The organism is Streptomyces sp. NPDC036822 (genome assembly GCF_055609145.1).
In genome coordinates, this window is sequence record NZ_JBVJPY010000006.1 from 481,298 (window position 1) to 492,918 (window position 11,621).

The window sequence follows — 11,621 nt, forward strand, 5'->3', positions numbered from 1 at the left end:
AGGGGGCGTACCCGTCATGAGCCTCGGCGACGAGAACGACGGCTTCGGCGGCGGTGTCGGCGGCTCGGGCCAGACCCGTACCCGTCTCCCCGAGGGCGGCAGCGGCGACGTCTACGGCGGCGGCACCCGACGCCCCCCGATGCGCAGCTCCCGCTCGCTGATCGCGGTCGTGGGCGTGGTGGTCCTGCTGATCGCCGCGATCGCCTTCGCCAACCGCGGCGACGGCGACCCCACGGCCGGCCCGTCCACCTCGACGGACAAGGCCCCGGCGGGCGCGGGAGCACCGACGACGGCGACGGGAGTCCGCCCGGTGACGGGCAGGACGGGCCAGATCCCCACGGGCTTCGCCCACGACGAACAGGGCGCGCAGAGCGCGGCGGTGAATTTCTCGGTGCCTCTCGGGTCCGCCGACATGTTTGTCGCCTCCCGCCGCCAGGAGATCGTCGCGGCGGTCTACTCCCCCGCCGTCGCCGCCGCCCGCGGCGACGATCTCGACAAGGTGTACGCGGACAAGGGCTTCCTCACCCGCATCGGTCTGCAGGAGGACGGGTCGGCCCCGAGCGGGCTGACGTTCATCTCCCGGGTCATCCCGGTGGGCTCGAAGCTCGTCGACTACAGCCACGAGCGGGCGACGGTCTCCGTCTGGTTCTCCTCACTGTTCGGCCTCGCGGGCGAGGGGTCCCAGAATCCCGTGTCGGAGAGCTGGTACACGACCACGTACCAGCTGGAATGGGTCAATGGTGACTGGAAGGTGACCGACTTCGATCAGAAGGACGGTCCGGTCCCGGTCGGCCGCGATCAGACCGCCTCCGGCGCGGAGGAGATGGCCGACGCCGTGGACCAGTTCGGAGGTTTCACCTATGCCCGGTAAGCGTCCGCCTCGCGCCTTCACGCTCGCTGCGGCGGCCGTCGCCGTGCAGACCTCGGTCGTACTGATGGCAGGCCGTGCCTTCGCGGCACCCACGCCGACCCCCTCGCCGGGCCGGAGCGACAACCCCTGTGACCTGATCCGCGGCCCCGCACGCGAATACTGCGAGGACGGCGAAGGCGCCGCCCGCTCCCCCCGCGTCGACGACCCCACCTCCGCCCTCGATCCCCTCTCCTCCCTCGCCCGCGGATGCGCCGACGCCGCCGTCTCCATCGTCGACGCCCTCTCCAAGGCCGTGAAGGAGACCGCCGAGGTCGACTTCACCAACTCCGCCTTCCTCGCCCGCTACGCCGTCGTCTTCGCCGCCGCCACCGTTCTCACCCTCCTCCTCTGGCTCCTCGCCGTCGCCAAGCGGGCCATGCGCGGCGTCCCCCTCACCACTGCCATCTCCGAGGCCATCGGCTTCCTCTGGCTGACCGTCCTCGCTTCCGCCTTCACGCCGCTGATCCTCTACACCGTCGTCTCCGCGACCGACGCCGTCACCGAGGTCATCGCCTCCGGGACCGGGCAGCAGACCGACGTCTTCTTCGGGAGCTTCAAGGAAGCGCTCCAGAAGGGCGACGACATCGGCGGCGGGCCCATCATGCTGATCATCGTCTCGCTCGTGACCGTGCTCGCCGCCGGCGTGCTCTACCTGGAGCTGTTCCTGCGCGCCGTGCTGCTCTACGTCGGCGCCCTCCTCGGCGTCGTCGTCTACTCCGGTCTCGTCGACAAGAACATGTGGGGCCACGTCCGCCGCTGGGCCGGGATCATGATCGCGGTCATCCTCGTCAAGCCCGTGATCGTCATCGTCCTCGGGCTCGCCGGCGCGCTCTCCTCCGGTACCGGCCCCGACTCGTTCTCCGCCGTCGTGTCCGGACTCGCGATCATCCTGCTGGCCATCTTCGCGTCCGGCATGATCTACCGCTTCGTCCCCGGCTTCGGCGACGAGATCGTCGCCTCCCGCAACAACCGGCTCCACCGCTCCGGCGAGAACGCGGCCGCCGCCGTCATCTCCTCCCCCGCCTCCCTCGTCTCGCAGGGCATCAAGACCCACAGCACCCGCGGCGACGGCGGAGGCGGCCAGTCCGGCGCCAACAGCGGCGGCGCCCGCCCAGCCAACCCCCTCGCCGGTGGCGTCGCGGCCCACAGCAGCCGCGGGGGCTCGGGCGGGGGCGGCGGCGGAACTGTCCCCTCCGCCGCACCCCCGCCGCGTAGCAGCAGCCCCACGTCAGGCACACCGCACAGCAACCGAAAGAACTCTGGAGGTGGAGGGCGTTGACGACCCAGTCCCATCCGGTCACGCCCCGCCGCACGTATCTCATCGGCCGGGCCCGGCCGAACGCGATCGTCGGCAAGAACCGCGAGACGGGCGAGATCGCACTGATCATCGCCGGCGCGTTCCTCGGCATGATGAGCGGTCTGATCGTCCCCGTCCTGTCCCTGCGCATCGTGCTGCTCATGGGCTTCCCCATGCTCGCGCTCGCCGCGGTCTACGTCCCGTACAAGCACCGCACGTTCTACAAATGGTTCGAGATCAACCGTAGTTACAAACGCTCCCTCAAGCGCGGCACGGCCTACCGCTCGGCCACCGCCGAGGCCGGCACCCGCCTCGACGGCCGCGAGGTCGAGGTCGGCCCGCCCCCCGGCATCGGCAGGATCAACTGGATGTCCGCGCCCTTCGGCCCGGACGAGATCGCCGTCCTCCTCCACGCCGACCGGCGGACGGTCACGGCGGCCATCGAGATCGAGGGCCCCGGCGTCGGCCTGCGCGACAGCGAGGACCAGGAAGCCCTGGTCGACCGCTTCGGCACGCTCCTCAAGCACGTCGCCAACGGAGACGGCTTCGTCACGCGCCTCCAGATGCTCGCCCGCACCCTCCCCGCGGACCCCGACGCCCACGCCAAGGACGTCGGCCAGCGCGGCGACCCGAACGCCCCCGGCTGGCTCCAGGAGTCGTACGAGCAGCTCCAGTCGATGGTCTCCACCTCCAGCGAGCAGCACCGCGCCTACCTCGTCGCCTGCATGCACTACACCCGCGAGCTCGCCGCCGAGGCGAACGCCATGGCCCGGGCCGCCCGCCACGCCTCCGGCGTCCGCAAGCTCGACCGCGACGCCGGCCTCGCCGTCGTCATGGCCCGCGAGCTCACCGACATCTGCGCCCGCCTCGCCGAGGCCGACATCCGGGTCCGCCAGCCCCTCGGACAGTCCCGGCTCTCCTCCCTCGTGCACTCCATGTACGACCCGGACCACCCCATCGACCACATCCAGGCCATGACGAAGCGGAACGCCTGGCCCGCCGAGCTGGACGCCATGGAGCCGACGTACCTCCAGGCGAAGACCCGCGAGTCCTCCACCCGCGCCCCCTGGTGCCACGCCACGGCCTGGGTGAAGGAGTGGCCGATGACCCCCGTCGGCGTCAACTTCCTCGCCCCGCTCCTCGTCCACACCCCGGACGTCATCCGCACCGTCGCCGTCACGATGGACCTCGAACCCACCGAGGTCGCCATCGAGCGCATGCTCACCGAGAAGACCAACGACGAGGCCGAGGCCTCCCGCCAGGCCAAGATGAACCGCACCGTCGACCCCCGCGACATCGCCGCACACGGCCGGCTCGACCAGCGGGGTGAAGATCTCGCGAGCGGCGCGGCGGGCGTCAACCTCGTCGGGTACATCACTGTGTCGTCGCGTTCGCCCGAGGCCCTGGCCAGGGACAAGCGCACGATCAGGGCCTCCGCCGGCAAGTCGTACCTCAAGCTGGAGTGGTGCGACCGCGAGCACCACCGGGCCTTTGTGAACACCTTGCCGTTCGCGACCGGCATCCGCCGCTAGCCGCTAAGGGGCCCGTGCCATGCGAGATCCGCTCTCCGCCCTCACCGAGGCGTTCACCTCCTTCCTCTTCGGGAAGGTCGAGACGACACGGCTGCCCGTACGCACCTCGACCGGACAGGCCCAGGCCGTCTACCTGCCCACGGCCGCCCCCGGCCTCGGCGACTCGGGCGTCATCATCGGCCGCGAGGTGTACAGCGGCAAGGGATACATCTACGACCCGTTCCAGCTGTACGGACAGCAGCTCCCGGCCCCCCACTGGCTCGTCCTCGGGGAGTCCGGCAACGGCAAGTCCGCCCTGGAGAAGACGTACGTCCTGCGCCAGCTCCGCTTCCGCGACCGGCAGGTCGTCGTCCTCGACGCCCAGGGCGAGGACGGCGTCGGCGAATGGAACCTCATCGCGCAGGAGCTGGGAATAACCCCCATCCGCCTGGACCCCATGGTCGCCGTCGACTCCGGCATCCGCCTCAACCCGCTCGACCCGTCGATCACCACGACCGGGCAGCTCGCCCTGCTCCGTACGATCATCGAAGTCGCCATGGGCCACGGCCTGGACGAGCGGTCCGGCTTCGCCCTCAAGGTCGCCCACGCCTACGTCACCGACCACATCACCGACCGCCAGCCGATCCTCACCGACATCGTCGAGCAGCTGCGTCACCCGAAGGCGGAGTCGGCCGAGGCGATGAACGTCGACATAGACGATGTACGGGCCTGGGGCCTGGACGTCGCGCTCGTCCTGGACCGGCTGGTCGACGGCGACCTGCGCGGCATGTTCGACGGTCCGACGACCGTCGGCATCGACCTCGACGCCCCGCTGATCGTCTTCGACCTCTCCCACATCGACCGCAACTCCATCGCCATGCCGATCCTCATGGCGATCGTCGGCGTCTGGCTGGAGCACACCTGGATCCGCCCCGACCGGAAGAAGCGCATCTTCCTGGTCGAGGAGGCCTGGCACATCATCAACAGCCCCTTCGTCGCCCAGCTCTTCCAGCGGCTGCTGAAGTTCGGGCGACGGCTCGGCCTGTCCTTCGTGGCGGTGGTGCACCACCTCTCCGACGTGGTCGACGGAGCGGCGGCCCGGGAGGCCGCGGCCATCCTCAAGATGGCCTCGACCCGCACGATCTACGCGCAGAAGGCCGACGAGGCCCGGGCCACCGGCAAGGTCCTCGGACTCCCCCGCTGGGCCGTCGAGATCATCCCGACCCTCACACCCGGCATCGCGGTGTGGGACGTCAACGGCAACGTCCAGGTGGTCAAGCACCTCATCACCGAGAGGGAACGCCCGCTCGTCTACACCGACCGCGCCATGACCGAGTCCTCCCGGCCGGACGACCTCCCCGAGGACCTGCGCGCCGCGGAGTGGGAAGCCGAACAACGGGCCGCCCTCATCGAGCAGCAGGTGAACGGCCCCTCCGAGTCAACGGTGGCATGACATGGCGCAGGACCAGCGGACAGGCGGGGTCTCCGACGGGCTTCTCGTGGGGCTCCTGGGGTTCCTGTTCGGCCTGAGCGTGCTGGCGTGGACGGCCACCGGCCTGGCCGGTCTGCTCGCGAAAGGCGCGTGGCCGAGCGGGGTCACCTTCACCAGGACCCCGCTCGCCCTCCGGTCCCTGATCGGCAGCCCGCAGGACCTGGCGGGCGCGTGGCCGAACACCCCGGCGGGCGAGCTGTCGGGGTACGGGCTGTTCTGGGGCCTGTTCATCGGCGAGCTGATGGTGCTGGCGGTCCTCCTGGTGTTCGCGGTGGGAACGCTGGCGCGATGGCGAGGGGTACGGGCGGCCCGACGCGCCCACGCCGGGGGCGCCGCGGTCGACGCGCGGGAGGAGCACCCGCGCGAGGAGCACCCGCGCCCCCCGGCCCGAGTCGCGGCCCATGCCCCCGCCCCGGCCGCCTCCACGGAGCCCGTCGTCAGCGAGCCATCCCGCATCGCGGCCACCGAAGCCACCGCCCCCGCCGAGCCCGCTGTCCTCAAGCCCGTCGTCCCGGCGGAGCCCCTCCGCACCGAAACCACCGAGGCCGCCGGAGGCGTCGCAGCCACGGAAGCCGCCGAGCCCGTCTCTGCCGAGTTCGCGCTCGCCCACGCCGCCCCCACGGGTCCCGTCCTCATCGACCCGGCTCGCGTCGACCCGGTCCTCCCCTCCCCTCGCGCCCCCCGCCTCCTCTACGGCTCCCCCGCCACCCGCCGGCCCTCCGCCCTCCAGGCCGTCCAGGACGCGGAGGGCCCCGCGCTCGTCGTGACCTCCGACCCCACCGTCTGGGCCGAGACCAAGGACGCCCGCGGCAAGCTCGGCCCGGTCCTCGTCTACGACCCCGGCCACCTCTGCGACACCCCGGCCCGGCTCCACTGGTCCCCGGCCGCCCGGTGCGAGGACCCGGCCACGGCCCAGGAACGGTCGATCGCGCTCCTCGCCCCCGTACGCCCGCCGTCCCGGCTGGACGCCGCCGTCGCCGAGACCGCCGAAACGCTCCTGCGCTGCTGGCTGCACGCCGCCGCGGTGGACGACCGCCCGTTCAAGCAGATCCACCGCTGGGCGCAGGGCACGGGCGCCCACGAGCCCGTACGCATCCTCCGCACCCACCCCAAGGCGGCCGGCGGCCATGCCGGTCTCCTGGAGTCGGCGCTGACCGCGTACCCGGAACGGCGCCAGATGGCACAGGAGCTGACGGCGCGTGCGCTGTCGTCGCTCTCCTCGGTCCACATCCGCGAGGCGTGCACGCCGAATCGAACGGATTCGTTGACGCTGGAATCATTCATCGCGGAAGGGGGCACCCTTTACGTGGTGGGTGAACCGGTAGAGGACCCCCGCACCCGTCCCGGTGCGATGCCTCTGCTGACCGCCCTCACCGCGAGCGTGGTCGAGCACGGCCGCCGCATGGCCGCACGGTCATCCGACGGTCGGCTCGACCCACCACTCACACTTGTCCTCGACGACGTGGCCGCCGTGGCCCCGATCCCCCGCCTCCCCGACCTGCTGGCGCACGGCGAGGACGAGGGGCTCCCCACCACGGTCCTCCTCCGCTCGCGCGAACAGGCCAGGGCCCGCTGGCAGCAGCCGCTCCCTCAGAGCTGAGCCACCCGGAGCCGGGCACGCCGCGCAGGGCGGGGGCGGCGCGCAGGGCGGGGGCGGCGGGCCCCCTCCACTGGACAGCCCTCAGCGGCCCTCCGGCCGCCGGATCTCGTACTCCGCCTCGTACGCCGACTCGTTCCCCGGCATCGGCACCCGCTCCCCGCTCGCGACGAACCCGAAGCGCCGGTAGAACGCGGACGCCCGCGCGTTCTCCTCGTGGACGTACAGCCGCACCCGCCGCACCGACGGCTCGGCCAGCGACCAGGACCACTCCACGCCCTCGCGGAACAGCCGCTCGATCAGCCCCGTGCCCCGCGCCTCGGGCCGGACGTACACGCCCACGATGTGCGTCTGGTCGACCTTCGCCGCCGTACCGAAGCGAGTGTCGCCCGCGGGACGCTCCACCAGCACCGTGATCGTGCCCGCCCAGCTCCCGTCCGGCGCCTCCGCGACGAACTGCCGGGCATGCGTGCTGCCTTCGGCCGCCCCCTCCGCACGGTCCCGCCAGAATGACTCGGGCCGCTCGACGGCGGCCTCGTAGGTGTCCAGGAAGGCGATGCCCGCGGCCGGGTCCCTCAGGGCGGCCAACCGGATCTCGCGGGTCTTCTCCCACTCGTCGGCACGGACGGCTCGGATCACATAGTCCATACGGTGATCATCGCCGCCCCACCCCGACGTGACAACGCCATTTGCGGGCAGGCGGGCAAGCCCCCGTCGTACCCCGGTACTACCCCGCGTGCCGCGCTTCCCACCCACGGTCGGACGATCCCCCGGCCCCCGCTGCCTAGCGTCATGAGCATGATCCGAGCAGACGAACTCACCAAGCGGTACGGGGACAGGACCGTCGTCCAGGACCTCAGCTTCACCGTCCGCCCCGGCACGGTCACCGGCTTCCTCGGCCCCAACGGCGCGGGCAAGTCCACCACCCTGCGGATGCTCCTCGGCCTGGACGCCCCCACCCGCGGCCGCTCCACGATCGGCGGCCGCGCCTACGCCACCCACCCGGCCCCGCTCACCCAGGTCGGCGCCCTCCTCGAAGCCCGCTCGCTGCACCCCGGCCGTACCGCCTTCCACCACCTCATGGCCCTCGCCCACACCCACGGCATCCCGCGCTCCCGGGTCACGCACGTCCTCGGCCTCACCGGCCTCACCGCGGTGGCCCACCAGCGCGTGAAGGGCTTCTCGCTCGGCATGGGCCAGCGGCTCGGCATCGCGGCCGCCCTCCTCGGCGACCCGGCCGCGATCGTCCTGGACGAGCCGGTCAACGGCCTCGACCCCGAAGGCGTCCTCTGGATCCGCACCCTGCTCCGGTCACTCGCCGCCGAGGGCCGCACGGTCCTCGTCTCCTCCCACCTCATGAGCGAGATGGCGCTGACGGCGGACCACCTGGTCGTCATCGGCAAGGGGCGGCTCCTCGCCGACACCACCGTCGCCGCACTCGTCCGCGCGTCGGGCGGCGCCTCGGTCAAGGTCGTCACCCCGGAGCCGCACCGCCTGCGCACGCTCCTGCCCGCCGCCGCCCGGATCACCGACGAGGACCCCGGCACGCTCCTCGTCACCGGCGTGGAAGCGGCCGACATCGGCCGTGCCGCGTCCGCCCACGGCGTACCGCTGTACGAACTCACCCCACGGGAACCGTCCCTGGAGCAGGCGTTCATGGACCTCACCCGCGACTCGGTCGAATACCAGGGAGCAGCAGCATGACCACGACCACCGAGCCGTCCGCCGCGCCGGCCACGGAGGCCCCCGCCGCGACGTACCGCGTCACCCCCGCCCGCGTCCTGCGCTCGGAATGGCACAAGCTGTGGACGGTCCGCTCCACCTGGATCACCCTCCTCACCTCCGTCTCCTTCCTCCTCGGTGTCGGCATCCTCATGGGCGCCACCTACACCTCCGACGGCGGCGACTCCGACGTCGACCCGGTCGTCCTCACCCTCTACGGCTCCCAGCTCGGCGCGATCTGCCTCGCCGTCCTCGGCATCCTGGTCACGGCGGGCGAGTACGCCACCGGTCTGATCAGGGCCTCGCTCACCGCCGTGCCGCACCGGACGCCCGTCCTCCGGGCGAAGGCCACCGTCTTCACGGCCGTCGTCCTCACCGTCTCCCTCGTGACCGCCCTGATCACCTTCCTCACCGCCCAGCTCTTCCTCTCCGACACCGACCAGGCCGCCTCCCTCACCGACGACGGCGTCCTCGCCGCCATCGCGGGCAACGCCGCGGGCGTGACCCTGCTCGGCGTCATCGCGCTCGGTCTCGGCGCCGCACTGCGCTCGGTGCCGGGTGCCATCGGGGCCTTCATCGGCGGCGTCATGGTGGTGCCCGAGGTCCTCGGCATGCTCCCGTACGACGCGATGGAGACGGCCGTCAGGTACTTCCCCACCCAGGCCGCCGGTGCCCTCGGCTCCGCCGCCCCGATGCCTCACGCGGCGTCTCCGGGGGGCGCGTTGCTCGCCCTGTGTCTGTGGGCGGCCGCGGCTCTGACCGTCCCGGCCCTGTTGCTGAAGCACCGGGACGTCTAGCCCCCGAGGTACGAGGATGAACGCGTGATCACGGAGAAGCAGCCCGAGACGGGACCCGCCACGGAGTCCGGCACGGCAGAGGAACCCCTCAGCCGGCACATCCAGAACCTGTCCCGACGCGTACGAGCCTTCGACACGCGCCGACCCGGAACCTGGGACGGGCTGCTCACCGCCTTCTGGACGACGGCGGCTCTGATCGACGCCATGGGCGGCTGGCGGAACACCGCCCCCGACCCGACCGTCCCCGCCTGGCTGGTCGTGGCCATGAGCCTGGCCTTCGCGCTCCCGCTGCTGTGGCGGCGCCGCCGGCCGATGGCCGTTCTCGCGGTGATGGCGTGCGTGTCCCTCGTCAGCAACGGGACAGGCGCCTTCCTCCAGGCCGGCCTCCTCCAGCTCGTCGTCGTCTTCCACGTCGCGCTCCGGCTCCCCCTGCGCACCCTCCCGTGGACGCTCGCCCTGCTCGCCCCGCCCCTGATCCTGGGGGCGGTCCGCCACCCTCAGGGCAGCTGGGACCAGCAGGTCGTCCCCGCCCTGTGGGCGTACGCGATGGTCGCCCTGCTCGGCATCGCGGTCCGCTCCCGCAAGGACCACACGGCCGCCCTCGTCGACCGGGCCCGCCGCCTCGAGGTCGAGCGCGACCAGCAGGCCCAACTGGCGGCAGCGGCCGAACGCACCCGGATCGCCCGCGAGATGCACGACATCATCGGCCACAACCTCTCCGTCATCACGGGCCTCGCCGACGGCGGCAGATACGCGGCTGCCAAGAGCCCCGAACGCGCCGCCGAGGCCCTCGACGCCATCGGCACGACGAGCCGTCAGGCCCTCGCCGAACTCCGCCGTCTGCTGCGGGGCGAGGCGGTACGCGACCCCCAGCCCACCCTGGACGACCTGGACGCCCTGCTGGCCGGCGTACGGACGGCGGGCCTCCCGGTGCGCCTGGAGACCCGGGGCGACACCCCGCCCCTGGCGACGGGCGCGCAGCTGACCGTCTACCGGATCGTCCAGGAAGCTCTGACGAACAGCCTCAAGCACGCGGGCCCGGGCGCCGAGGCAACGGTCCTCCTCGCGTACACGCCGGAGGAGTCGACGGTGGAGATCAGGGACACCGGCGGAGCGCGCGGGAACGGAACCACGGGGACGGGCCAGGGAGTTACGGGTATGCGCGAGCGCGCCGCGCTCTATGACGGCACACTCGAGGCCGGCCCGCTGCCGACCGGCGGCTGGCGGGTACGGCTCCGACTCCCCCTGGAGGGCTCCCTCTCGTGACGACCGTGCTGATCGCGGACGACCAGGCGATGCAACGCTTCGGCTTCCGCATGCTGCTGGAGAGCCAGGACGACATGACGGTCGTCGGTGAGGCGCCGAACGGCGCCGAGGCGGTCCGCCTGGTCGACCGGTACCGCCCGGACGTGGTCCTGATGGACATCCGCATGCCGGGCCTCGACGGCATCGAGGCCACGCGCCGCATCGTCGCCACGGGCGCCCGCACCCGCGTCCTGATCGTCACGACGTTCGACCTCGACGAGTACGCCTACGAGGGCCTGCGTGCCGGCGCCAGCGGGTTCCTGGTCAAGGACGCCCAGCCGGAGGAGCTCCTCTCCGGCATCCGCGCCGTCGCGAGTGGGGACGCGGTGGTGGCCCCCAGCCTGACGCGCCGCCTCCTGGACGCGTACATCCACCACCTCCCGCCCACCCCGGGCCCGCCCCGAGCGGACCCCCGCCTCACGGCCCTCACGGACCGCGAACGAGAGGTCCTCACGGTCATCGCCCAGGGCTGGACGAACACGGAGATCGCCGCCCGCCTCCACCTGGCGGAATCGACGGTGAAGACCCACGTGAGCCGCATCCTCGCGAAAACGGGAGCGAGGGACCGCGTCCAGGCGGTCATCCTGGCCTACGACACCGGCCTGGTCTCCCCGTCCCAGCGGTGACGGCAGGGTGGGGACGGGAAACAGGGCTGAACGCAGAAAAGCCCCGCACCATAAGGTGCGGGGCTTTCCCACAATGATTGTTCGGCGGCGTCCTACTCTCCCACAGGGTCCCCCCTGCAGTACCATCGGCGCTGAAAGGCTTAGCTTCCGGGTTCGGAATGTAACCGGGCGTTTCCCTAACGCTATGACCACCGAAACACTATGAAGTTAACCAACCGGAAATCGGCACAGTTCGTTACTTCAGAACTAACACAGTGGACGCGAGCAACTGAGGACAAGCCCTCGGCCTATTAGTACCGGTCAGCTCCACCCATTACTGGGCTTCCACATCCGGCCTATCAACCCAGTCGTCTACTGGGAGCCT

At 71.8% G+C, this 11,621-nt stretch carries 10 protein-coding genes and 2 rRNA genes; 9 read left to right on the forward strand and 3 right to left on the reverse strand.

Going from position 1 to position 11,621, the window contains the following annotated elements:
• The first annotated feature begins 16 nt into the window (after positions 1–16).
• The 5 genes from ACZ68P_RS18030 to ACZ68P_RS18050 are packed head-to-tail and all read left to right on the forward strand — an operon-like array spanning position 17 to position 6,810.
• Positions 17–871, forward strand: a complete 855-nt coding sequence (locus ACZ68P_RS18030) for a DUF8175 domain-containg protein (RefSeq protein WP_471007119.1) — start codon at positions 17–19, stop codon at positions 869–871.
• Positions 861–2,189: a hypothetical protein gene (locus ACZ68P_RS18035; RefSeq protein WP_471007121.1), complete on the forward strand. Its 1,329-nt coding sequence runs from the start codon at positions 861–863 to the stop codon at positions 2,187–2,189. Before ACZ68P_RS18030 ends, ACZ68P_RS18035 begins: the two co-directional genes overlap by 11 nt.
• Positions 2,186–3,739: an SCO6880 family protein gene (locus tag ACZ68P_RS18040; protein ID WP_471007124.1), complete on the forward strand. Its 1,554-nt coding sequence runs from the start codon at positions 2,186–2,188 to the stop codon at positions 3,737–3,739. The genes ACZ68P_RS18035 and ACZ68P_RS18040 overlap by 4 nt, the downstream gene beginning before the upstream one ends.
• Positions 3,740–3,758: 19 nt before the next feature.
• On the forward strand, positions 3,759–5,171 hold the full coding sequence (locus ACZ68P_RS18045; protein ID WP_471007125.1) for an ATP-binding protein: 1,413 nt from the start codon (positions 3,759–3,761) through the stop codon (positions 5,169–5,171).
• A gap of 1 nt (position 5,172) precedes the next feature.
• Complete coding sequence (locus ACZ68P_RS18050; protein ID WP_471007127.1) at positions 5,173–6,810, forward strand: type IV secretory system conjugative DNA transfer family protein; 1,638 nt, start codon at positions 5,173–5,175, stop codon at positions 6,808–6,810.
• A gap of 81 nt (positions 6,811–6,891) precedes the next feature.
• On the opposite strand, the gene ACZ68P_RS18055 is transcribed toward ACZ68P_RS18050, so the two are convergent.
• Positions 6,892–7,455 (reverse strand): GNAT family N-acetyltransferase, encoded by a 564-nt coding sequence (locus tag ACZ68P_RS18055; RefSeq protein WP_471007130.1) that lies wholly within the window; start codon positions 7,453–7,455, stop codon positions 6,892–6,894.
• Positions 7,456–7,605: 150 nt separating this feature from the next.
• Here ACZ68P_RS18055 and ACZ68P_RS18060 point away from each other — a divergent pair, with 150 nt between their 5' ends.
• The 4 genes from ACZ68P_RS18060 to ACZ68P_RS18075 are packed head-to-tail and all read left to right on the forward strand — an operon-like array spanning position 7,606 to position 11,257.
• Positions 7,606–8,511: an ATP-binding cassette domain-containing protein gene (locus tag ACZ68P_RS18060; protein ID WP_471007132.1), complete on the forward strand. Its 906-nt coding sequence runs from the start codon at positions 7,606–7,608 to the stop codon at positions 8,509–8,511.
• Complete coding sequence (locus ACZ68P_RS18065) at positions 8,508–9,326, forward strand: ABC transporter permease (RefSeq protein WP_471007134.1); 819 nt, start codon at positions 8,508–8,510, stop codon at positions 9,324–9,326. The genes ACZ68P_RS18060 and ACZ68P_RS18065 overlap by 4 nt, the downstream gene beginning before the upstream one ends.
• Positions 9,327–9,353: 27 nt before the next feature.
• A complete protein-coding gene (locus ACZ68P_RS18070; RefSeq protein ID WP_471007171.1) occupies positions 9,354–10,592 on the forward strand; it encodes a sensor histidine kinase in 1,239 nt (412 codons plus the stop codon).
• Positions 10,589–11,257, forward strand: a complete 669-nt coding sequence (locus ACZ68P_RS18075; RefSeq protein ID WP_471007136.1) for a response regulator — start codon at positions 10,589–10,591, stop codon at positions 11,255–11,257. Before ACZ68P_RS18070 ends, ACZ68P_RS18075 begins: the two co-directional genes overlap by 4 nt.
• Before the next feature lie 79 nt (positions 11,258–11,336).
• On the opposite strand, the gene rrf is transcribed toward ACZ68P_RS18075, so the two are convergent.
• Both rrf and ACZ68P_RS18085 read right to left on the reverse strand, forming a co-directional pair.
• A 5S ribosomal RNA gene (rrf, locus tag ACZ68P_RS18080) occupies positions 11,337–11,453 on the reverse strand.
• 74 nt (positions 11,454–11,527) lie between these two features.
• A 23S ribosomal RNA gene (locus ACZ68P_RS18085) occupies positions 11,528–11,621 on the reverse strand; the annotation flags it as partial.